25 protein-coding genes and 2 tRNA genes are annotated in these 21,410 nt (G+C 69.7%); 17 read left to right on the top strand and 10 right to left on the bottom strand.

The window, feature by feature from the left end:
- Positions 1 to 110: 110 nt before the first annotated feature.
- The 6 genes from gatC to AC3RXY_RS05995 all read left to right on the top strand — a co-directional run bounded on the left by gatC (position 111) and on the right by AC3RXY_RS05995 (position 5,872).
- Complete coding sequence (gene gatC / locus AC3RXY_RS06020; protein WP_491509989.1) at positions 111 to 410, top strand: Asp-tRNA(Asn)/Glu-tRNA(Gln) amidotransferase subunit GatC; 300 nt, start codon at positions 111 to 113, stop codon at positions 408 to 410.
- A complete protein-coding gene (gene gatA, locus AC3RXY_RS06015) occupies positions 410 to 1,942 on the top strand; it encodes an Asp-tRNA(Asn)/Glu-tRNA(Gln) amidotransferase subunit GatA (protein WP_491509988.1) in 1,533 nt (510 codons plus the stop codon). The genes gatC and gatA overlap by 1 nt, the downstream gene beginning before the upstream one ends.
- The gene (gatB, locus tag AC3RXY_RS06010; RefSeq protein ID WP_491509987.1) at positions 1,942 to 3,456 is read left to right on the top strand and encodes an Asp-tRNA(Asn)/Glu-tRNA(Gln) amidotransferase subunit GatB; all 1,515 of its coding nucleotides are present in this window, start codon (positions 1,942 to 1,944) and stop codon (positions 3,454 to 3,456) included. The genes gatA and gatB overlap by 1 nt, the downstream gene beginning before the upstream one ends.
- 143 nt (positions 3,457 to 3,599) lie before the next feature.
- A complete protein-coding gene (dinB, locus tag AC3RXY_RS06005; protein ID WP_491509986.1) occupies positions 3,600 to 4,853 on the top strand; it encodes a DNA polymerase IV in 1,254 nt (417 codons plus the stop codon).
- Between the two features lie 132 nt (positions 4,854 to 4,985).
- Positions 4,986 to 5,306, top strand: coding sequence for a hypothetical protein (locus AC3RXY_RS06000; RefSeq protein WP_491509985.1), 321 nt, complete (start codon positions 4,986 to 4,988; stop codon positions 5,304 to 5,306).
- Positions 5,303 to 5,872: a nucleoside/nucleotide kinase family protein gene (locus AC3RXY_RS05995; RefSeq protein ID WP_491509984.1), complete on the top strand. Its 570-nt coding sequence runs from the start codon at positions 5,303 to 5,305 to the stop codon at positions 5,870 to 5,872. Before AC3RXY_RS06000 ends, AC3RXY_RS05995 begins: the two co-directional genes overlap by 4 nt.
- Positions 5,873 to 5,890: 18 nt before the next feature.
- Here AC3RXY_RS05995 and AC3RXY_RS05990 read toward each other — a convergent pair whose 3' ends face one another.
- Genes AC3RXY_RS05990 through AC3RXY_RS05980 form a run of 3 tightly spaced genes read right to left on the bottom strand, consistent with a single transcriptional unit; the run spans position 5,891 to position 7,057 of the window.
- The gene (locus AC3RXY_RS05990) at positions 5,891 to 6,373 is read right to left on the bottom strand and encodes a DUF2017 family protein (protein WP_491509983.1); all 483 of its coding nucleotides are present in this window, start codon (positions 6,371 to 6,373) and stop codon (positions 5,891 to 5,893) included.
- Positions 6,374 to 6,398: 25 nt separating this feature from the next.
- Positions 6,399 to 6,710 (bottom strand): ATP-dependent Clp protease adapter ClpS, encoded by a 312-nt coding sequence (gene clpS, locus AC3RXY_RS05985; RefSeq protein ID WP_491509982.1) that lies wholly within the window; start codon positions 6,708 to 6,710, stop codon positions 6,399 to 6,401.
- Entirely contained in the window at positions 6,707 to 7,057 is a 351-nt protein-coding gene (locus AC3RXY_RS05980; RefSeq protein WP_491509981.1) for a metallopeptidase family protein, read from the bottom strand. The genes clpS and AC3RXY_RS05980 overlap by 4 nt, the downstream gene beginning before the upstream one ends.
- Positions 7,058 to 7,310: 253 nt before the next feature.
- Between AC3RXY_RS05980 and AC3RXY_RS05975 the strand changes: the two genes are divergently transcribed.
- A complete protein-coding gene (locus AC3RXY_RS05975; RefSeq protein WP_491509980.1) occupies positions 7,311 to 8,093 on the top strand; it encodes a siderophore-interacting protein in 783 nt (260 codons plus the stop codon).
- Positions 8,094 to 8,495: 402 nt separating this feature from the next.
- On the opposite strand, the gene AC3RXY_RS05970 is transcribed toward AC3RXY_RS05975, so the two are convergent.
- Positions 8,496 to 8,568 (bottom strand) — tRNA-Arg (locus tag AC3RXY_RS05970).
- A 350-nt stretch (positions 8,569 to 8,918) separates the two neighbouring features.
- On the opposite strand from AC3RXY_RS05970, the gene orn reads away from it, so the two are divergent.
- The 3 genes from orn to AC3RXY_RS05955 all read left to right on the top strand — a co-directional run bounded on the left by orn (position 8,919) and on the right by AC3RXY_RS05955 (position 10,312).
- Complete coding sequence (gene orn / locus AC3RXY_RS05965) at positions 8,919 to 9,542, top strand: oligoribonuclease (protein WP_491509979.1); 624 nt, start codon at positions 8,919 to 8,921, stop codon at positions 9,540 to 9,542.
- Between the two features lie 76 nt (positions 9,543 to 9,618).
- Positions 9,619 to 9,694: transfer RNA gene (locus tag AC3RXY_RS05960), tRNA-His, on the top strand.
- 156 nt (positions 9,695 to 9,850) lie between these two features.
- On the top strand, positions 9,851 to 10,312 hold the full coding sequence (locus tag AC3RXY_RS05955; protein WP_491509978.1) for an ASCH domain-containing protein: 462 nt from the start codon (positions 9,851 to 9,853) through the stop codon (positions 10,310 to 10,312).
- 11 nt (positions 10,313 to 10,323) lie between these two features.
- On the opposite strand, the gene AC3RXY_RS05950 is transcribed toward AC3RXY_RS05955, so the two are convergent.
- Complete coding sequence (locus tag AC3RXY_RS05950; protein WP_491509977.1) at positions 10,324 to 11,025, bottom strand: phosphonatase-like hydrolase; 702 nt, start codon at positions 11,023 to 11,025, stop codon at positions 10,324 to 10,326.
- Positions 11,026 to 11,223: 198 nt separating this feature from the next.
- On the opposite strand from AC3RXY_RS05950, the gene AC3RXY_RS05945 reads away from it, so the two are divergent.
- Positions 11,224 to 12,405, top strand: coding sequence for a TIGR03364 family FAD-dependent oxidoreductase (locus AC3RXY_RS05945; RefSeq protein ID WP_491509976.1), 1,182 nt, complete (start codon positions 11,224 to 11,226; stop codon positions 12,403 to 12,405).
- 75 nt (positions 12,406 to 12,480) lie between these two features.
- On the opposite strand, the gene ppk2 is transcribed toward AC3RXY_RS05945, so the two are convergent.
- Together ppk2 and AC3RXY_RS05935 are read right to left on the bottom strand one after the other, a co-directional pair.
- Complete coding sequence (gene ppk2 / locus AC3RXY_RS05940) at positions 12,481 to 13,458, bottom strand: polyphosphate kinase 2 (protein ID WP_491509975.1); 978 nt, start codon at positions 13,456 to 13,458, stop codon at positions 12,481 to 12,483.
- An 83-nt stretch (positions 13,459 to 13,541) separates the two neighbouring features.
- Positions 13,542 to 13,841 (bottom strand): hypothetical protein, encoded by a 300-nt coding sequence (locus AC3RXY_RS05935; RefSeq protein WP_491509974.1) that lies wholly within the window; start codon positions 13,839 to 13,841, stop codon positions 13,542 to 13,544.
- Positions 13,842 to 13,973: 132 nt separating this feature from the next.
- On the opposite strand from AC3RXY_RS05935, the gene msrA reads away from it, so the two are divergent.
- The 5 genes from msrA (at position 13,974) to AC3RXY_RS05910 (ending at position 18,016) form a co-directional block, all read left to right on the top strand.
- Positions 13,974 to 14,498, top strand: a complete 525-nt coding sequence (gene msrA, locus AC3RXY_RS05930; RefSeq protein WP_491509973.1) for a peptide-methionine (S)-S-oxide reductase MsrA — start codon at positions 13,974 to 13,976, stop codon at positions 14,496 to 14,498.
- A 127-nt stretch (positions 14,499 to 14,625) separates the two neighbouring features.
- Positions 14,626 to 15,078: a single-stranded DNA-binding protein gene (locus AC3RXY_RS05925; protein ID WP_491509972.1), complete on the top strand. Its 453-nt coding sequence runs from the start codon at positions 14,626 to 14,628 to the stop codon at positions 15,076 to 15,078.
- Between the two features lie 169 nt (positions 15,079 to 15,247).
- A complete protein-coding gene (locus AC3RXY_RS05920; RefSeq protein ID WP_491509971.1) occupies positions 15,248 to 15,754 on the top strand; it encodes a DUF6993 domain-containing protein in 507 nt (168 codons plus the stop codon).
- A gap of 95 nt (positions 15,755 to 15,849) precedes the next feature.
- The gene (gene ettA, locus AC3RXY_RS05915; RefSeq protein ID WP_491509970.1) at positions 15,850 to 17,529 is read left to right on the top strand and encodes an energy-dependent translational throttle protein EttA; all 1,680 of its coding nucleotides are present in this window, start codon (positions 15,850 to 15,852) and stop codon (positions 17,527 to 17,529) included.
- Entirely contained in the window at positions 17,522 to 18,016 is a 495-nt protein-coding gene (locus AC3RXY_RS05910) for an acyl-CoA thioesterase (RefSeq protein WP_491509969.1), read from the top strand. Before ettA ends, AC3RXY_RS05910 begins: the two co-directional genes overlap by 8 nt.
- Positions 18,017 to 18,120: 104 nt before the next feature.
- Here the strand turns inward: AC3RXY_RS05910 and AC3RXY_RS05905 are convergent, their stop codons facing one another.
- On the bottom strand, positions 18,121 to 19,017 hold the full coding sequence (locus AC3RXY_RS05905) for an acyl-CoA thioesterase (RefSeq protein WP_491509968.1): 897 nt from the start codon (positions 19,015 to 19,017) through the stop codon (positions 18,121 to 18,123).
- Positions 19,018 to 19,088: 71 nt separating this feature from the next.
- Here AC3RXY_RS05905 and AC3RXY_RS05900 point away from each other — a divergent pair, with 71 nt between their 5' ends.
- Positions 19,089 to 19,757, top strand: a complete 669-nt coding sequence (locus AC3RXY_RS05900) for a DUF8185 domain-containing protein (protein WP_491509967.1) — start codon at positions 19,089 to 19,091, stop codon at positions 19,755 to 19,757.
- An 8-nt stretch (positions 19,758 to 19,765) separates the two neighbouring features.
- On the opposite strand, the gene AC3RXY_RS05895 is transcribed toward AC3RXY_RS05900, so the two are convergent.
- A complete protein-coding gene (locus AC3RXY_RS05895) occupies positions 19,766 to 20,197 on the bottom strand; it encodes a globin (protein ID WP_491509966.1) in 432 nt (143 codons plus the stop codon).
- On the bottom strand, positions 20,194 to 21,348 hold the full coding sequence (locus tag AC3RXY_RS05890) for a mechanosensitive ion channel family protein (protein WP_491509965.1): 1,155 nt from the start codon (positions 21,346 to 21,348) through the stop codon (positions 20,194 to 20,196). Before AC3RXY_RS05890 ends, AC3RXY_RS05895 begins: the two co-directional genes overlap by 4 nt.
- Between the last annotated feature and the right edge of the window lie 62 nt (positions 21,349 to 21,410).

Raw genomic sequence — 21,410 nt, 5'->3', positions numbered from 1 at the left:
GCTTCCCGCCGCAGCTGCCTGTTCTGGTGCTGCTCGCCTGTTCTCGGGCGCCTGTCCCTGGGTAGGCCGCGAGGTCGGACCGCACCGGATGCCACAACTAGACTGTGCGTGTGTCTGAAATCACCCCCGATCTCGTGCGCCATCTGGGCGTGCTCTCCCGGATCCGGCTGAGCGACGAGGAGGTCGAGCGCCTCACCGGTCAGCTCTCCGCCATCGTCGACAACATCGCCAAGGTCTCCGAGGTGGCAACGCCCGACGTCCCCGCAACCAGCCACCCGGTGCCGCTGCAGAATGTGTTCCGCCCCGATGAGGTCGGCGACATGCTCACGATCGAGCAGGTGCTGCAGAACGCCCCGGATGCCGCTGACGGCCGCTTCCGCGTGACCGCGATCCTCGGGGAGGAGCAGTGATGAGCGACCTCACCAGACTCTCCGCCGCCGATCTCGCCGCGAAGCTCACCGCCGGTGATGTCTCGAGTGTCGAGGCCACGCAGGCTCATCTCGATCGCATCGCCGCGGTCGACGGCGACGTGCATGCGTTCCTTCACGTGAGCGACCACGCCCTCGACGTCGCCGCCGAGATCGACCGGCGTCGCGCCGCCGGCGAGGACCTGGGCCCCGTGGCCGGTGTCCCGCTCGCGATCAAGGACGTCCTCGTCACGACGGACATGCCGTCGACGAGCGGGTCGAAGATCCTCGAGGGCTTCATGTCGCCCTACGACGCGACGGTCGTTGCCCGCTCGCGCGCCGCCGGCCTGGTTCCTCTCGGCAAGACCAACATGGACGAGTTCGCCATGGGCTCCTCCACGGAGCACTCCGCCTACGGCCCCACCCGCAACCCGTGGGATCTGGAGCGCATCCCGGGAGGGTCCGGCGGCGGGTCGGCCGCGGCGGTCGCGGCGTTCGAGGCTCCTCTCGCCCTGGGCTCCGACACCGGTGGCTCGATCCGCCAGCCCGCGCACGTCACCGGCACCGTCGGCCTCAAGCCCACCTATGGCGCCGTGAGCCGCTATGGCGCGATCGCGCTGGCATCCAGCCTCGATCAGGTCGGCCCGGTGACGCGCACGGTGCTCGATTCCGCGCTGCTGCACGACGTCATCGGCGGGCATGACCCGCACGACTCCACGTCGCTCGACGAGGTCTGGCCGTCGTTCGCCGCCGCCGCCCGCGAGGGTGCGACGGGTGAGGTCCTCCGCGGCCTGCGCGTCGGTGTGGTCACACAGCTTCCGGACAGCGGGTTCCAGGCCGGCGTCTCTGCCTCGTTCCGCGCCGCCCTGGCGCTCCTGGAGGCCCACGGCGCCGAGATCGTCGAGATCAGCGCGCCGCACTTCGAGTACGGTGTTGCCGCGTACTACCTGATCCTCCCGGCGGAGGCGTCGAGCAACCTCGCGAAGTTCGACTCCGTGCGGTTCGGCCTTCGCGTCGACGTGCCGGGCGGCACGGTCGAGGACGTCATGGCCGCGACCCGTGATGCCGGGTTCGGCGACGAGGTCAAGCGCCGCATCATTCTCGGTACCTATGCCCTCTCGTCCGGCTATTACGACGCGTACTACGGCAGCGCGCAGAAGGTGCGTACGCTCATCCAGCGCGACTTCGACGACGCGTTCGGGCAGGTGGACGTCATCGCCACGCCGTCCGCGCCCACCACGGCGTTCCGCCTGGGCGAGAAGATCGACGATCCGCTGCAGATGTATCTCAACGACGTCACCACCATTCCGGCGAACCTGGCCGGTGTTCCTGGCATCTCGATCCCGTCCGGCCTGGCCGAGGAAGACGGCATGCCGGTGGGCATCCAGTTCCTCGCCGCCGCGCGTCAGGACGCTCGTCTCTACCGTGTCGCCGCCGCGCTCGAGGCGCTGCTGGTCGACCAGTGGGGCGGACCGTTGCTGGATCGCGCGCCCTCCCTCCGGCAGGCGCAGGGAACCGAGGAAGGAGTCCGCTGATGGCCAAGGACGCACTGATGGACTTCGACAAGGCCCTCGAGCTGTTCGAGCCGGTGCTCGGCTTCGAGGTGCACGTCGAGCTCAACACCGAGACCAAGATGTTCTCCGCCTCCGGCAACCCCGCCAACGAGCGGTACCACCGCGCCGAGCCGAACACGCTCGTCTCCCCGGTCGACATGGGCCTGCCCGGATCGATGCCGGTTGTGAACGCGCAGGCGGTGCGTTCATCGATCAGACTGGGCTTGGCCCTGGGGTGCTCGATCGCGGAGTCGAGCCGGTTCGCGCGCAAGAACTACTTCTATCCGGACCTCGGCAAGAACTACCAGATCTCGCAGTACGACGAGCCGATCGCTTATGACGGCGAGATCGAGATCGAGCTCGAAGACGGCACGCTCGTGACAGTCCCGATCGAGCGAGCGCATATGGAGGAGGACGCCGGCAAGCTCACCCACATGGGGGGCGCGACCGGCCGCATCCAGGGCGCGGAGTACTCGCTCGTCGACTACAACCGTGCCGGCGTGCCGCTCGTCGAGATCGTGACGCGCCCGATCTTCGGCGCAGAGCACCGCGCCCCCGAGATCGCGAAGGCCTACATCGCCACCATCCGCGACGTCGTGCGGGGACTGGGCATCTCCGAGGCGCGGATGGAGCGCGGCAACCTGCGGTGCGACGCGAACGTCTCGCTGCGTCCGCGCGGCCAGGAGAAGCTGGGCACGCGCACCGAGACCAAGAATGTCAACTCGATGCGTTCGGTCGAGCGTGCGGTGCGCTACGAGATCCAGCGCCAGGCGGCGATCCTCGCCGACGGCGGCACGATCACCCAGGAGACCCGGCACTGGCACGAGGACACCGGCCGTACGTCGCCCGGGCGCCCGAAGTCCGATGCCGACGACTACCGCTACTTCCCGGAGCCCGATCTGCTCCCGGTCGTGCCGGACCCGGCGCTGATCGAGGAGATGCGGGCAACGCTTCCCGAACCTCCGGTGGCGCGTCGTCGTCGGCTGAAGGCCGAGTGGGACTTCACCGACCTGGAGTTCCAGGACGTCGTCAACGGTGGTCTGGTCGCCGAGGTCGAGGCGACCATCGCTGCGGGCGCGAGCCCGGCATCGGCGCGCAAGTGGTGGACGGGCGAGATCACTCGTGTCGCCAACGCCGCGGGCCGCGAGCCCGCGGAGCTGGTCGACCCGGCGTCGGTCGCTGCTCTGCAGGCGCTGGTGGATGCCGGCACGCTCACCGACAAGCTCGCCCGTCAGGTGCTTGAGGGCGTCATCGCCGGGGAGGGGACTCCGCAGGAGGTCGTTGACGGACGCGGGCTGGCCGTCGTCTCGGATGACGGCGCGCTGATCGCGGCGATCGACGAGGCGCTCGCGGCGCAGCCGGACGTCCTGGCGAAGATCAAGGACGGCAAGGTGCAGGCTGCCGGCGCTGTGATCGGTGCCGTGATGAAGGCCATGAAGGGCCAGGCGGACGCCGCCCGCGTGCGTGAGCTGGTGTTGGAGCGCGCCGCTCGGTAACCGGCCCGTCTCACCGTCGAATCCACCCTTTCCGTGCCGCGTCCGCCTCGTGCGGGCGCAGCGAGAGGGTGGATTCGGCGTCGAGAGGGGGATTCGGGGGAGGGGAAGGGCCGGATGTCGGTGGTCGCGGTGAGAATGGGGCTATGGGACGCGGAGACGGCAGGGGGCGCATCGTCTCGCACGAAGGCGACGACGACTCCGGCACCGGCATCCTCCACGTCGACATGGATGCCTTCTACGCCGCGGTCGCCGTCCTCGACGACCCGTCGCTGCGCGGCCTCGCGCTGATCATCGGGAGTCCGGACGGACGCTCTGTCGTCTCCAGCGCCTCCTACGAGGCTCGCCGCTTCGGGGTGCGCTCCGCGATGCCGGTGGCGCGGGCGATTCGGCTCTGCCCGCATGCGCGGATCGTCCGGCCCCAGTACGAGCGGTATCGCGACGTCTCCCGGCAGGTGATGTCGCTGTTCGAGAGCTTCACGCCGCTCGTCGAGCCGCTCTCGGTCGACGAGGCGTTCCTCGACGTGCGCGGCGTGCGGCGGCTGTGGGGGAGTCCGGCCGCGATCGCCGCCTCGATCCGGCGCCGGGTCGAGGCGGAGATCGGCATCACGTGCAGTGTCGGTGTTGCCGCCACCAAGCACGTCGCCAAGATGGCCTCGACCCTGTGCAAGCCGGATGGCATGCTGATCGTCCCGGGATCGCGCACGCAAGACTTCCTGGACCCGCGCCCCGTGCGCGCGATGTGGGGGGTCGGGCCGAAAGCCGCTGAGTCCCTGGAGGGACGCGGCATCAAGACCATCGCGGATCTGCGCGACAGTCCGCTCGCCGCTGTCGAGCGCGCCGTCGGGCCGGCACTCGCGCGTCGCCTGCTCGACCTCGCCCGCGGTGTCGACCCGCGCGAGGTCGAGACCACCCGCATCGAGAAGAGCGTCGGCCACGAGGAGACCTTCGAGGTGGACGTGAGCGATCGTGAGGCGCTGCGGTCCGAGCTGTTGCGGCTCGCCGACCGGGTGGGCGCGCGGCTGCGTCGCGCGGACTGGGAGGCGGCCACGGTCTCGATCAAGATCCGTTTCGCGGACTTCTCCACTGTGACGCGCTCACTGACGCTGCCGGAGCCGACATCCGTCGGCCAGCGGCTGGGCGAGGCTGCGCAGACGCTCTTCGACGCGATCGCCCGCCACGACCCGGTTCGACTCGTCGGCGTGCGTGCCGAGCGGCTCCGCGACGCCACGACCGCCGCCGTGCTCTGGGACGATGATGCCGACTGGCGCAGTGTCGAGAGCGCGATGGACCGGGCGCGCGAACGCTTTGGCAGCGCCACCATCACCCGGGCGCGTCACCTCGGGCAGGGCGACGGCCGAGGAGCGGCTGCCCACCCCCGAGCGCACGGTCTCGACTGACGTGCACGGCGTCCCCGCGGGGCAGGCGGACGAGCACCAGCACGGACCGTGCGCCACGAATCGGTGCGGATCCGCCGCGCCGCCGCTCACATCCCCGTCGCATCCGGCGCGGGTCTCGACTAGCGTGGAGATATGCCTCACATCGCAGTCGAACTCGGTAAGAACGCTGCAAACATCGGCGTCAAGAGCGCCTACGGCGAACCGCAGGAGATCGATGGCGCGGTCTACGCGCCGGTCGCGCTCACCTGCTACGGGTTCGGCGGCGGTTCAGCGGAAGGCGCAGGCGAGGGCGGCGGTGGCGGCGGCTCGTCGATTCCTCTCGGCGTCTACGTTCGCCGCGAGGAGGGCCTGCGTTTCGAGCCGAACATCGTCTCGCTGCTGGCCGTCGGCATCCCCTTCGTGTGGGTCGCCGGGCGGGCGCTGAGCCGCATCATCCGCGCGCTCAAGAAGTGACGGCACCCGGCAGCGGACTCCTCGAGGACGCCGCCCGGTCGGTGGTCGAGCACATCCGTGCGCTCGGCGTGCCCGCGCCGGTTGTTCTTCTGGATGGCCGGAGCGGCGCCGGCAAGACCACGCTTGCGGCGCTCATCGTGGCCCGCTGGCCTCTCGACGCGCCGGTGCAGCCGATCGCGTTGGACTCGCTCTACCCGGGGTGGGACGGCCTCGATGCGGGTGTCGAGCGGGCGCGTGACCGTATCCTGCTGCCGCATCGCCGCGGGGAGCCGGGCACGTGGTGGACGTGGGACTGGGCTCGTGAGACCGAGGCGGAATCGCGCACGGTGACGCCGGACCGGGGTGTGCTGATCGAGGGCGCCGGCGCGCTCACACCCGGCACCGCGTCGCTCGCGGACCTGCGGATCTGGGCGGACGCCCCGGATGCGCTGCGCAAGGAGCGGGCACTCCACCGCGACGGTGACGCCTACCGTCCCCACTGGGACCGCTGGGCCCGTCAGGAGGATCGTCACATCTCCCGTGACCGGCCTCGCGAGCTGGCAGATCTGGTCGTGCCGTTGGGGTGATGCGCGGCCGGACCCTGCTCAGAGCAGGGTGTCGTCCTCGGCGTCTGCTGCTTCGACCAGGAGCTCCAGGCGGTATCCGAGCCAGTCGTACACGGCGAAGCGGGTGTCTGCAGGGTCCCGCTCCTCGTCCTCGGTGTCGATCCCGAGACGCGTCGCGATCACCAGACGGAGCGCGGTGAGCGTGCGCAGCCACGCGTCGAGGTCGGCGACGGCGATCTCGGCGTCGATCTCTTCGAGTTCGATGCCCGGCTCTGCGAACGGCCGCAGCGCGGTGCGGACGGTCGCCGCGTCCGCCGCCCGACGGCCGAGCAGGTCGGAGCGCGTCGCGGCGGCGAAGTCCGACGAGGCGCCTGCGTCATCGGGGTACGCATCGGGGACGAGGCGGGTGACCCCCGGCTCTCCCGGGTCGGTGAGCAAGGATTCGAGCTGACCGACGAGGCTGTCGAGGTTCCTGCCCTCGATGCGGGCCATCGGCATCAGTACGGTCTTGTCATCGCTCATCGTTGCGTCCCCTCATCGCGGCCCGTCATGGGATCCTCCGCACGGTTGCCCAGAGTCCGTAGTCGTGCATGGCCTGCGCGTGCACTTCCATCGTCTCGCGGGGGCCCGTCGCCACGATGGCGTGGCCGCGATGGTGCACGTCGAGCATGAGCCGGGTGGCGCGGTCGAGGCTGTAGCCGAAGTACGTGCGGAAGACGCGCACGACGTAGCTCATGAGGTTCACCGGGTCGTTCCAGACGACGAGCTGCCAGGGCTCGATGGGCGCGGCGCTCAGCCCGGGGCGCTCGACGCGCTCCTCGACGGCGTCCGGGGCCGACGCCGGCAGCACGCCGCTCACGCCCACCCCAGATCGTGCAGCTGGGCGTCGTCGATGCCGTAGAAGTGGGCGATCTCGTGCACCAGCGTGACATGGACCTCGGCGCGCAGCGCCGCGACGTCATCGCACGCGTCGAGATGCGGCTCACGGTAGATGATGATGCGGTCGGGAAGCTCGCCCATGCCATAAGCGCCGCGCTCTGTCAGCGCCAAGCCCTCGTACAGGCCGAGAAGATCGAGGCTGCCATCCTCCGGTCGGTCCTCGACCACGAAGACGACGTTGTCCAGGCCGGCGACCATCTCATCGGGCAGTCGGTCGAGCTCGTCCGAGACGAGGGCCTCGAACGCGTCATCATCCATCTGCATCATCGATCATTCACCGCCTCCAGCCTATGCGGCCGTCGTGCTGCGGCCTACCTCGAGGTGTATCGGCCGCATGGAAAGGGGGGGGCGCAACGCCGGGAGGCGAGCGCGGACAAGGACGCCCCGTGTCCGGGGTGCGACACAAGTCGTCCGGACTGCGCGTGCTTCGGTCGTCCGGGGCGTGCACCGCCGTCCTAGCCTGAGAGGACGTGCCCCGGAGCGGTTCCGGTGTGAAGCGCATCGTCCGGAGAGGAAGATCATGGCGTTCTGCGAACCCGCCGAAGTGGTGCAGGTCACCCGGCTCAGCCCGTCGTTCATCCGGGTGCGGCTGCGCGCGGTGGGGTCGTGGCGCTGGTTCGTCGACGGCCGGGGAGACGAACGCATCGATCTGGCGTTCCCGCGTGCTGGCGAGACCGATGCAGACGTGGGCTACTTCCTCGACGAGGACGCCGGGATCGAGCGCGATGATGCCCCGCCGCCCTGGCGTCACTACACGGTGCGCGCGGTGCACGAGGACGGTCGGGAGCTCGACGTCGACTTCGTCGTGCACCCCGGCGGTGTGGCGTCGTCGTGGGCCGAGGGGGCGGAGCCGGGTCAGCGCGTCGGCGTCTTTCGCGGCGCCTCGGCCTCTCGTGCGTACTATGCTCCGCCGGCGGAGGCGGACTGGCAGCTGCTGGTCGCCGACGCCACGGGTCTTCCCGGTCTCGGCCGCATCATCGAGGAACTGCCGGACGGCGCGGTGGTGCATGCCGTCGCCGAGGTGCCGACGATCGCCGATCGGCAGGAGTGGCCGACGCGCGGAACGGTCCGGTGGACCTGGCTCTACGGGCCCGGCGGACATCAGAGCGGCCTCCCAGCGGCGGTCGAGGGCCTGGCGCTGCCGGAGGGCAGAGGCTATGCGTGGGCCGCGTGCGAGGCACGGTCCGCCCGACTGATCCGCACCCACCTGCGGAGAGACCGCGGCATGTCACGGGCAGACCAGCGGGCCGTGGGGTACTGGACGGCGGGTTCTGCCGGCCACACGGAGTCCGAGGAGGGCTGAGGAGCACACCGGACCCGGAGCGGGGGTGAGGCGGCACCGCCCGACGACGACGCACGGTGAGCGTGGGGCCGAGGCGACGCGGGGTGGCAGGAGCAGGGGGCCGCGCGCCCCGTCGTCGCGGTGCACCCACCGGAACGGGTGCGGCGCGCTTCGCCGTCGTCCTCCCGCGGGGGAGGAGCAGGGCATCCCTCAGCGGCCCGGGACGCTCCATCACCGGTGGGACGTGCGGACCCGCCGGCGCGCGCCGTTTCCCGGGCCAGGGTCAGCCTCCGGCGGCCCGACAGCATGCTGCTGGGCCCGGCGAGCACATCGAGGCAGCTGCCGGCCGAAGGCCCCCGCAGCCGTCCCGGACATGCGACGCGCCGTGTTCGCGTGTCGCATGTCCCCCACGTCGAACATCGGTGCCCCCGGATGGATTCGAACCATCGACCGGCGGATTAGAAGGCCGCTGCTCTATCCCCTGAGCTACGGAGGCGGGTTGTCTCTACGGTACCGCGCGATGGGCCCCTGCCGTGCCATCCGGGCGGGTGCGCTCGGTTCCGATGTCGGCGACGGCGATGCCCCCGAGGATGGCGGAGGCTCCGTGGGGAGTGTCGGTCCGGCGTGCGCCACGAGCCGGCCCGGGCGGCCGGTGACAGGGCACGGAGATTGCCATCGTCTCGTGCCTCGCCATCGTCTCGTGCCTCGCCGATGCGCGTCCGCCGGTGCGGGACACGCGCCCGGCCCCGGGATGACGGGTCATCGACGGTGCCGAGGGGCAGCGGCGACGTGGCAGAGCTCGCCGACGGGAACTGCGGTGTCGTCGGCCCTCACTAGAATCGAGGGATGGTCACCGCTTCTGAGAACGACCGCCTGGTGTGGATCGACTGCGAGATGACGGGTCTCGACCTCACGGTCGATGAGCTCGTCGAGATCGCGGTGGTGATCACCGACTTCGAGCTGCGGCCGGTTGACCCGGGTTTCCAGGTCGTGATCGCGCCGACCGACCGGGCCCGCGCCAACATGGGCGACTTCGTGACCGAGATGCATCGTACGTCCGGGCTGCTCGACGAACTCGATGGCGGAGTGAGCCTCGCCGAGGCGGAGGAGCGCACGCTCGCGTACATCCGCCGGTTCGTCCCGCAGGAGCGCAAGGCGCCGCTCGCGGGAAACACGATCGGAACGGATCGCATGTTCATCGCCAAGTACATGCCCCAGGTCGATGGGTGGCTGCACTATCGGAACGTCGACGTCTCGAGCATCAAGGAGCTTGCGCGCCGCTGGTACCCGCGTGTGTTCTTCAACGCTCCGGAGAAGCACGGCGGACACCGCGCCCTGGCGGACATCCTCGAGTCGATCCGCGAGCTGCGCTACTACCGGCGCGCGGTGTTCGTGGCCGAGCCAGGGCCGTCGAGCGACGAGGCACGCGGTCATGCGGCGCATGTCGTGGCCGAGAGCGCGCCGCTCTGACACGCGCTGCCGCCGGTGTCCGAGGCACCCCTCGGGATGTAATACAATCGTGTAGTTGCCTGCGTGCGGGCACATGGTGGGTATAGCTCAGTCGGTAGAGCACCTGGTTGTGGTCCAGGGGGTCGCGGGTTCAAGTCCCGTTACTCACCCCAATGACTTTGCCCCTGGCTTCCGAGCCGGGGGCAAAGTCTTTCGCTGAGGCGAGAGCGTGGCAGAGCGCTCGCCCTCCTCACGCCGCGGAAGCGCTTGACCGTGGACGACCTCAGGCGCGCCCTGAGGCAGGCCCACGGGTATCTAGGCTGGGACCCATGACGAGCGACCAGGCACAGACGGACTTCTGGAATCGGGTCCGGCAGGAGCATCCGTCTCTGCCAGAGCACGCGCCGCTCGCCTGGGGCTTCGGCGCCACGCGCGAACAGGCCGATGAACTCCTCGCCCTCGTCCTCGCCGGTGTGAAGACCGGCACCGCCTCGTCGCTGTGGGATTACGAGGAGACGGGCGAGCCGGTGCCAGAGCCGGGCGATCTCAGCATCGTCCTCGACGGCGCCGGTGTGCCGCGGGCCGTCATCGAGACCACCGACATCGTGATCGTGCCGTTCGACGAGGTCGATTCCGGCCACGCCGACGCGGAGGGCGAGGGGGATCGCACGCTCGCGCATTGGCGAGCGGTGCATGAACAGTACTGGCGGACGCACTCCGAGAACCCACGCGGGTACGAGCCGGACATGCCCGTCGTCTGCGAGCGTTTCCGCGTGCTCCACCCGGCGTAACGCCGGTGCGGTCAGTTCTGCGCGTCGAGGAAGTCCGGAATGTCGGCGACCGATGAGAGCACCGCGGTGAAGGGCTGTCCGGCGAAGTCTTCGCGACGCAGCTTGCCCGTGAGGACTCCGATCGTGACGGCAGCACCCGAGGCCGCGCCGGCCTGCACATCGACCGTCGTGTCTCCGGCGACGAGCACGGCGGCGGGCTCGCGCACACCGGTGAGCTCCATCGCGCGGTGGATCATGTCGGGCGATGGCCGGCCGGCGTCGACCTCGTCACCGCAGACCAGGGCGTCGACCACGACGGTTCCGTCGGTCTCGGCGCCGACGGTCCATCCGAGGGTGTCGAGGATGCCGGTGGCCACGTCGCGGGAGAAGCCGGTGGTCAGCGCCACGCGGACACCACGTGCGCGCAGGGCGGCGATGGTCTCGGGGACGCCATCGATCGGTGTCGGCGGAGCAGCGGTGTAGAGCTCATCGAGGATGTCGCGGAAGCGGTCGAACGCCGCGTCCACGGTGTCCTCCGGGTTGCGAGGGTCGCCGCCGCCGAGCTCGATGAGGGCGGTGATCGCTGCGCGCTTCTCCGTCCCCATCCACGTCTGCAGGTCATCGGGAGAGACGGCGACTCCGGTCTCCTCGACCGCGCGGCGGAGGGCCTCGTACACCGCCCCGCCGTCATTGATGGTGGTTCCAGCCATGTCGAAGGCGGCGAGCGCGATCATCGGTGCTCCTCAGCAGAGTCGGGTAGGGGCGGTCGCGCCCAGCGTAGTGAGCGCATGTGTTGCGGATGGCCGCGGTCGGTGGCCGGGGAGACAACGACCGGTGAACCATCGGTGTGCCACGCGGCGTGTGTGATGAACATCCGAGAAACTCGCGTTGAGCCGGCGCGGCGGCCCTGCTCACGCCGGGAGCATCGAGACATGAATCGCTCCACCCGTCGCCCCGATCCCCACGTCACCTCGGCCGCATCCGCGCCGCGGCTTGTGGTGGTGGGTGCGGGGATCGTGGGCCTCGGGCACGCGGTGGCGGCGTTGGACGCCGGGTTCCGCGTGACCGTCATCGAGCAGGACGCAGCGGCGGTGCTGGCGAGCGTGCGGAACTTCGGCCACGTGTCGACGGCGGCGCAGAGCGGGGAACTGGGCGAGATCGCGCGGGAGGCCAATGCGATCTGGATGTCGCTCGTCGACCGGGCGGGCGTGGCAGCGCGCCGATCCGGAACGCTCGTGGTCGCGGGATCCGAGCTCGAAGTCGCCGTCGTGAACGAGTTCGCGCGAGAACGGGCGACCGATGCCACCCGGATCCTGTCCGGGGAGGAGGTTGCGCGGCTGCTGCGCCTGCCCGGACGGGCGCGGCGTCCGCTCGCGGGCGCGCTGTTGCGCGAGGATCTCACCGCCGACCCGCGGACGGCTGTCGGCCGCATCGCGGGGTGGGTGCACGCGCATGAACGGGGCGAGGTGCGCTTCCGCACGACAGTGCACGGTATCGAGCCGGCACCGGGCGGAACGGTGGTGCGCACCAGCAGGGGCGGGATCGAGGCTGATCGGGTTGTGGTGGCGGCCGGGCATCTCCTGGGTCGTCTGTTCCCCGACCTCGCCGAATCCGGTGGTGTTCGCGAGTGCGCTCTGCAGATGGTGCGGGTAGCGGCACCCCACGACATGGGCTGCGGACCGGCCGTGCTAACCGGGTCGTCGATGCTGCGCTACGGCGGTTTCGCCGGCCCCGCCGCCGAGGCGCTGCGCGGGGAGCTCGCACGCACGCGGCCGGAGCTGATCGAGATCGATGCGAACGTCATGTTCACCCAACAGGCCGACGGGACGCTCCTCGTGGGCGACTCACATATCGCTCACGACAGCGCGCCACCGTTCCTCGACGAGCGGTGGACGCGCATTCTGGTCGACGAGGTCGCAGCCCTCCTCGGTGCAGACCGGCTCGAGGTGCGGGAACGCTGGCAGGGCGTCTATGCCACCAGCGGCATGCAGGACGTGCTGCGGGCAGCGCCGCAGCCGGGTGTCGACGTCGTCACGGTCACCACCGGGGTCGGGATGACGGTGGGGCTGGGGCTGGGTGCCCGCACGATCGCTCGGATCGTCGCTGACGGCTGACGGCTGACGGCTGACGGCTGACGGCTGACGGCTGACGGCGACGCCTGATCCGTCCTGCTCTGCCGGGTGCGCGGGTCAGGAACCGATCACGGGGAACGGCTCGGACGCGGTCTCGCCTTCGTCGTAGATGGCTGCCGGGCTGCCGATGATGAGGCGGTCCGGAACACCCACGACCTCGGGATCCTTGCCGTCGTAATCGAACTGCGAGAGGACCCAGCGCATCGCCTCCAGCCTCGCGCGCTTCTTGTCGTTGGACTTCACGACGGTCCAGGGAGCCTGCGGTGTGTCGGTGTAGAAGAACATGGCCTCTTTGGCCTGGGTGTAGTCGTCCCACTTGTCCAGGCTCGCCAGGTCGGTGGGGGACAGCTTCCACTGCTTCACGGCATCGATGCTGCGGCTCGCGAATCGGGCGCGCTGTTCGGCCTTGCCCACGGAGAACCAGAACTTGACGAGGTGGATGCCGCTCTGCACGAGCATCCGCTCGAACTCGGGGGCGGCACGGGTGAACTCCAGATACTCGTGCGGGCTGCAGTAGCCCATCACACGTTCGACGCCGGCCCGGTTGTACCAGGATCGGTCGAACATCACGATCTCACCGCCGGTGGGGAGGTGCTGCACGTACCGCTGGAAATACCACTGCTTGCGTTCGCGGTCGGTCGGCACCTCCAGCGCCACGACCCGCGCACCGCGCGGATTGAGATGCTCCATGAACCGCTTGATCGCGCCGCCCTTGCCCGCGGCATCTCGTCCCTCGAAGAGGATGACGATCTTCGCATCGGACGCCTTCACCCAGGCCTGCAGCTTGAGCAACTCGATCTGCAGCCGACGCTTCTGCTTCTCGTAGGCAGCGCGGGTGATCTTGGTGTCATAGGGGTAGTTGTGCCGCCACGCGTCGGCATCGACGCCCGGCAGGGCCTGCAGCCCGCGGTCGCGGCGGGTGAGGTCGCCGATCTCCGACAGCTCCGTGTTGATGTGCAGCTGCTCGGCGGCGACCGCGCCATCCGGGGTGCGAATCGTCACGGCGGTGAGGTCCTCGGCGTACTCGTTGTCCATGGGGTGAAGGGTATGCGATCGCCGGGTGCACGCACCGCCTCGCAGACTGGGGAAAACCGGCGCAGGGTGACAGGCGCCCCGGATCAGCCGTTGCGCAGGCTCGCCACGGCGTCGTCCGGGCTCCAGAACTCCCCGACCAGGCGGAACGCGCCGGTCGAGAGGTGGAGGCGCTCTGCCCGGTATCGCACCCCCCGCGGATCGTGCACCGCACGGACGTGCCCGAGGATGCGCTGATCGCGCGTGACCACCCGCCAGAGACGGTCGCCCGCTCGGACCAGGTGCTCGCGCGAGGATCGCAGCGTTGGCGCCGCGCGGGGGACCCGCAGGTGGGGCGCCGCCGTGGGAATGCTGCTCGGACGAATTCGCTCGATCGTGATGGACATGGAAGCTCCTCTCCATTGGCTCCTCGTGGCTCCTCGTGATCCGGACAATACGGCGGGGGTCGGACATTGCCGCGCCGGTCGTCGGCAGGGGGCGTAGCGTGGAGTCGACGCTCGATCTCGAAAGGATGTGTCATGGAGACGTTCGTGCTCGCCGGTGGCTGCTTCTGGTGCCTCGACGCGGCCTACCGCCCCCTCCGGGGCGTGCAGTCCGTTGTGTCGGGATACACGGGCGGAGACGTCGCCGACCCCACATATGAGGAGGTCTGCACCGGCCGGACGGGACATGCTGAGGCGGTCGCGATCACCTTCGACCCGGAGCAGGTTCCCGTCGAGGTCGTGCTGGACGCCTTCTTCACCATGCACGATCCCCGTCAGCTCAATCGCCAGGGGAACGACATCGGCACCCAGTACCGCAGCGCGATGTTCTACACCAGCGACGCGCAGAAGGAGCTGTTCGAACAGGCACGCGACCGCGCCGCCGAGATGTGGGACGGCGAGCCGGTCACCACCATTGAGCCGCTCGGGGAGTTCTACCCCGCGGAGGACTATCACCAGGACTTCTTCGCGAACAACCCGAACCAGGCGTACTGCCTCGCCGTGGCGGTGCCGAAGGTGAACAAGGTCCGCGCGCACTTCGCGGAGTACCTCGACGTCTGATCACGACGCTGCGCCCAGGCGGTTCGGGACGACGGGTTCTCCCCAGGTCTCGCAGCGCGGCGTCGGTGTGGTCGCTCGTCCCTGCACGCTGGTGGTGTCCCTGCCGGGCACGCACAAGGAGCGCCGCATGACCCAGACCCTGACCATTGCCGGACACGTGGCCACCGACCCGCAGCGCGGGGCGACGACGGACGGGGCTGCGGTGGCGAGCTTCCGCCTCGCGAGCTCCGTCCGGCGCCGAAATCCGAGCACGGGCGGCTGGGAGCCGCGCGGCACGAACTGGTTCTCCGTGTCCGCATTCCGCGGACTCGCCGAGAACGTGCTCTCCTCGCTGCGGCGCGGCGATGCGGTGATCGTCACCGGCAGACTGCGTCTGCGCGAATGGCAGGCGGCGAGCGGGAAGACCGGAACGAGCGCGGAGATCGAGGCCGACGGTATCGGGCACGATCTGCGCTGGGGAACGAGCACCTATCATCGCCGTCCGCGCCAGAATGAGCGACTCGCGCCGCAGGGAGGCCAGGCGGACCCCACAGCGTCCGCCGATGCGTCGGGGTGGGGAGTCGACGCCGTTCTGATCTGATGGTGCTGTCGACGGGGTTCCGTTGCCACCGTCGTCTGGCCCCTACCGTCGTCTGGCCCCTGCCGTCGTCTGGCCCTGCCCAGACGCGCGGAGCGTCGGCCGCCCGGTGGCGACGGTGCGCCACGGGTTCCGGTGCCCGCCGAGCGGAACGGCTTCTAGACTCGGGGACGTGCGTCCGTCCCGCCCCGCGCTCGCCCCGATGGCACTCGGCTTCACCGCCCTTGCGGTTCTGGTGGGCTGCGCCCCGTCGCCACACAGCGCGCCCGGGGCCACCGCGACCTCGGCTGCACCGGCGGCCACCTCGGCTCCGGTGCGAGACGACCCAGAGAGCGGGCACGCGACTCCGTCTCCCGAAGGAACAGCGGCGGACAATCTGCCGCTGTTCGCGGCCGTGACCGCCGAGGTGTGGGCCTCGGAGCGGCGTGCGGATGCGCTCGCCTACGTCGACGCGCTGACCGCGGCGGGATTCGACCGCACGGCGATGCAGGTCACCGACGACATGTCGACGGTGGGCAACCCCGCCGAGAGTATTCAGTTCTCGGTGCGCTGGGGGACGCAGGAGTGTCTGGTCGGTCAGGTGGGCCCGTCGACGGGGGAGCCCGTGACCACGGTCATGATTCAGCTGGCAGGTGGTCGCTGCCTCCTCGGCGAGACGATGACCGTGCCGGAGCTCTGATCGACCGGAACGGAGCCGTTGTCTGTGCTCGCCTCATCAGCCTGCACCGGTAGGCTGATGAGCTGATCCGTGACGCTGGAGAAGGAGTATTTTCCGTGGCTGAGTACATCTACTCGATGGTGCGTGCGCGCAAGAAGGTGGGCGACAAGCTCATCCTCGATGACGTCACGATGGCGTTCCTGCCCGGTGCGAAGATCGGCATGGTCGGCCCGAACGGTGCCGGAAAGTCGACGATCCTCAAGATCATGGCCGGTCTCGACACTCCCTCGAACGGCGAGGCGAAGCTCACTCCGGGATTCACGGTGGGAATCCTCATGCAGGAGCCGGAGCTGGACGAGTCCAAGACGGTCCTGGAGAATATCCAGGAGGGCATCGCGATCAAGGCGAAGGTCGATCGGTTCAACGAGATCTCGGCGCTGATGGCGGAACCCGACGCAGACTTCGACACGCTGCTCGCCGAGATGGGCGTTCTGCAGGAGGAGATCGACGCCGCAGACGGCTGGGACCTCGACTCGCAGCTTGAGCAGGCCATGGACGCGCTGCGCACCCCGCCGTCGGACGCCGACGTCGCGCATCTCTCCGGCGGTGAGAAGCGTCGTGTCGCGCTGTGCAAGCTCCTGCTGCAGAAGCCCGACCTGCTGCTGTTGGACGAGCCCACCAACCACCTCGACGCGGAGAGCGTGCTCTGGCTCGAGCAGCACCTGCAGTCCTACCCGGGTGCGGTGATCGCGATCACGCACGACCGGTACTTCCTCGACAACGTCGCCGAGTGGATCGCCGAGGTCGACCGCGGTCGCCTGATCGGCTATGAGGGCAACTACTCGACCTACCTGGAGAAGAAGGCCGAGCGACTCGACGTCCAGGGCAAGAAGGACGCCAAGCTCGCCAAGCGCCTGAAGGAAGAGCTGGAGTGGGTGCGTTCCAGCGCGAAGGGCCGTCAGACCAAGTCCAAGGCGCGTCTGGCCCGCTACGAGGAGATGGCAGCGGAGGCGGAGCGTACGCGGAAGCTCGACTTCGAGGAGATCCAGATCCCGCCGGGGCCGCGCCTGGGCAGCGTCGTGATCGAGGCGAAGAACCTTCAGAAGGGCTTCGACGGGCGCAGCCTCATCGACGGGCTGGGCTTCAGCCTGCCGCCGAACGGCATCGTCGGCGTCATCGGCCCGAACGGCGTCGGCAAGACCACGCTGTTCAAGACGATCGTGGGCCTGGAGCCGCTCGACGGCGGAGACCTGAAGATCGGCGAGACGGTCAAGATCAGCTACGTCGACCAGTCGCGCGCCAACATCGACCCCAACAAGACGCTGTGGGAGGTGGTGTCGGACGGACTCGACATCATCGTCGTCGGCAAGACGGAGATCCCCTCGCGGGCATATGTGTCGAAGTTCGGCTTCAAGGGACCGGACCAGCAGAAGAAGGCCGGTGTGCTGTCCGGTGGTGAACGCAACCGCCTGAACCTGGCGCTCACCCTCAAGGAGGGCGGCAACCTGCTCCTCCTCGACGAGCCGACCAACGACCTCGACGTCGAGACTCTGCAGTCGCTCGAGAACGCGCTGCTCGAGTTCCCCGGCTGCGCGGTGGTCATCACCCACGACCGGTGGTTCCTCGACCGCGTCGCCACGCACATCCTCGCCTACGAGGGCACCGAGGAGAAGCCCGACCAGTGGTACTGGTTCGAGGGCAACTTCGAGTCCTACGAGGCGAACAAGGTGGAACGCCTCGGACCGGAGGCGGCGCGGCCGCACCGGACCTCCCACCGCAAGCTCACGCGTGACTGACAGCTGGTCCGTCATCGATGGCGGCACGGGGAAGCGGCTCTGCATCCCCGTGCCGCTGCGGTGGGGAGACCAGGACGCATACGGGCACGTCAACAATGCCACGATGCTGCGCCTCCTCGAAGAGGCCCGTGTCCGTGCGCTGTGGACGCCGGCCGCCGGCGAGCACGCCCCGCCGACGGCTGTGCTTCCGAGCAGCCTTGCTGCGCCGCTGCGCGCGCTGATCTCCCGCCAGGAGATCGAGTACCTCGCGCCGGTGGAGTACCGTCGGACACCGCTGGATGTCCAGGTGTGGATCTCGCGGCTCGGCGGGGCGAACGTCATCGTCTCCTACGAGGTGCGCGGCCCCGGCGACGTCGTGCACGCGCGCGCTGACGTGGAGATGGTGCTGACGGATGCCGCGACCGGCCGCCCCCGTCGGGTCACCGACGAGATGCGCGCCGCGTGGGAGCCTTTCGTCGGGGAGCCCAACCGCTTCCGGCGCCGCTGACGCCCCGGAGCAGGCAGACAGCACCAGAACAGGCAGCACTGGCCAGAAACGGCCTGTTCTGGCGCTGTTCTCCTGTTTTCCTGCGGCCGCGGCGGGCGATGCGGCTACGCCTCCGCCTCCGCGCGCGGCACGCGGATCATGATCTCCTGCGCGGAGCTGGCGACCAGCATCCCGTCGCGGGTGTAGAACCGGCCGTTGATGAAACCGCGCCCGCCGCGCGCGTTGGGCGACTCCTGCACATACAGCAGCCAGTCATCGACCCGGGCGTCACGATGCCACCACATCGCGTGATCCAGACTGGCGATCTTCAGATCGTTGTGCCGCCAGGTGAGCCCGTGCGCGCGCACGACGGACTCCTGGATGGTCAAGTCACTGAGGTAGGCCAGCGCCGCGCGGTGCAGCCGTGCCGAGTCTGGCAGGCCAGGGCTCAGCCGCATCCACACCGCCTGTCCGGTGCGCTTCAACGGATCGGGGTCGGTGTAGAGCGGACCCTCGACGTGCCGGACGTCGACAGGGCGATCGCGGAACATCCTCTTCAGCCCGCCGCCGACCTCGGCCAAGAAACGGTCTTCCCGAGGAAGGTCCTCCGGGTCGGTGATCCCCGCGGGCATCGGCGCAGCGTGTTCGAGACCGCGGTCTTCGTCCTGGAAGGACGCGATCATCGAGAAGATCGGCAGGCCGTTCTGATAACCCTGGGCGCGCCGGGTCGCGAAGGAACGACCGTCGTGGATGCGATCGACCGAATAGGTGACCCCCTTGGTGGAGTCGCCGGCGCGCAGGAAGTAGCCGTGCATCGAGTGCAGGTTCCGTCCCTCGGGGATCGTGCGCTCTGCGGCCACGATCGACTGGGCTACCACCTGACCGCCGTAGATCCGTCCCGTGGGCATGGGATGCGAGACGCCGGTGAAGATGTCCTCCGTGGTCCGGGCCACCGAGTCATCCAGGTCGAGGACCCGCCGGAGCATCTCGATCGACGGGGTCGCACCGGAATCCTCTGTCATGCCGTTCCTCTCGTGACACCCGCGGTGATCCGCGGACCCCGCGCCGGGGTCTGATCGGTAGTCTAGATCGGGTGTCGACCCCCCTCGTGCTGGCTGACGCGGAGACCGCCCGCGACGTGCTGACGTTCGCCGGACGCGCCGCGGTGGCATCGGGCGACGGCGTCCGGCTGCAGGCCGCCGCGGGGGTTCTGGTGCTCACCGCTCCCGCGCTCGCGCCGGGCGGCCTGATGGACGCCACCCCGACCGTGCTGGCGATGCGGATGGTGCGCGCCGACCCCGAACTCGAGTGCGACATCGTCGTCTCCGGCTTGGAGGCCGGCGCAGCACCCCACGAGCTCGCGCTGCCCGAGACGGGCCTCGCCCCCGCCTGGGCCGGTATGTCGCCGCCGCGCCAGGGCTGGGAGCGGGTGGGCGAGATCCCGGCCTCCGTGCTCGGCGAGCGCGCGCAGTGGGGGATCTCCGCGGTGGCGTTCGGCGCGGTGCCGGGTTCAGGGGAGGAGGCGGTCCGCATGCTGCGCGCGGCGATCTGGGGGGAGCCGGAGGACGTGCTCCTCGACCTGCCCCGGGGGATCGCCTACGCCGCACATGCCTTCGGTTTCGTCGCAGGGGCAGAGACGGCCACCGTCTGGCGGTCCGGCCGCTGGAGCAGGATCTCGCTGCAGCGCGGGCACATCCTGGCGCGCGGACCCGCCGTGAGCGGTCTCACGCCGGTGCGGCGGACCGGCTCCTCCGCCGTCTGAGGGGGCGGTCAGGCGCCAGGGTGCGCCGGCCGCGCCTCGAGCGTCTGCCGCGTTCCCGGAGCCGGAGCGGCCGGCAGCGCGTTGACCATCGCGTGCGCTGCCCGATCGAGGTAGTCCCACAGCGTCGCCTCGTGCAGCGCGGAGAGCCCGAGTTCATCCACCGCGGTGCGCATGTGGCGCAGCCAGCGGTCCCTGGCGTCCGGGTCGATGCGGAAGGGCATGTGCCGCATGCGCAGACGCGGGTGGCCGCGCCGCTCGCCATACGTGCTCGGACCGCCCCAGTACTGGATGAGGAAGAGCTTGAGGCGCTCCGCGGCTGGGCCGAGATCCTCCTCCGGATACATCGGTCGCAGTACCGGGTCATCGGCGACCTCGCGGTAGAAGACGGCGACCAGGCGGTCGAACGTCTCCTCACCGCCCACCTCGTCGTAGAAGCTCATGAGCGGTCCCTCTCCTCGGTCTCGGACCCGTGCTCCTGCGGCTTCCGGTCTGGCGCGTCAGGGCTCGACGCGGTGGGCATCGTCCTGGTCGGCGTCGGGTCCACCATCTCGTCGGCAGGCTTCCGGCGTCGCCAGAAGCCGCGGTCCGCTGCGGACGGCACCGGGGTGGGACGGGTCTGCGGCGGATTGGCGCCGCGGACACGCCTGGCGCCTTCCGCGCCCTCCAGGGCCACCGACTCGAGGCCCGTCAGCGGCAGGTCGAGGGAGGCGACGGTCTCGCGCAGCCGCATACGCAGCTCCCGCGCGACATCTTCCATCGTGTTCGCCCTGGTCTTGATCACGAGCCGGATCACCAGGGTCTCGCCGGTGACCGACTCCAGGCCCCAGACCTCCGGCAGATCGACGATCCTGGTGCGCCACTTGGGCTCCTTGGTGAGCTCGCGGGCCGTGCTCAGGAGCGCCTTCTCGAGCGCGGGAACATCGGCGTCCGACGGTACCGTCACGTCGATGATCGCGCGCGCCCAACCCTGAGACATGTTGCCGATCCGCGTGATCTCACCGTTTCGCACATACCAGAGCGTGCCGTTCACATCGCGGACCTGTGTGATGCGCACGGTCACGAACTCCACCACCCCGCTGGCCAGACCGAGATCGACGACGTCGCCGATGCCGATCTGGTCTTCCGCCACGAGGAAGATGCCGTTGAGCACGTCCTTCACGATGTTCTGCGCGCCGAAGCCGAGACCGGCGCCGATCGCAGCGGTGAGCAGCGTCAGCGACCCCAGGAGAGACGGGACCGAGATCTGGATGACCATCGCGATGGCCACCAGGCCCACGGCGACATTGACGATGTTCTGCAGGATCGAGCCGAGCGTGCGGGTGCGTTGCACGAGACGCATGTCGGCGAGCGGGGAGCGCTCGAGCGCCGTGGTGTCGGTCACCTGAGCACGCGACTTGGCGCCGTCGACGATGCGGCGCACGATCCGGCGGATGACCAGGCGCAGGCCCAGAGCGACCAGGACGGCCACCACGATGACCAGGAGCGACCACAGCGCGCGCTCACCGATGGTGCTGAGCACATCCAGGATGGTTCCCCAGACGTCGTTGGTCGCCTCGACGGGGTCGGTGGTCTCGAATGGGTGAAGGGGCACGTTCCGAGCCTAATCATGCCCGCTTGGAACGGGCCGGACGCGGTCGGAGGGGCACGCGCATC

This window comes from Microbacterium longlingense (genome assembly GCF_058349825.2).
Note: the sequence above shows the minus strand (reverse complement) of the source record. Positions and strands in the feature narration are given on the sequence as shown.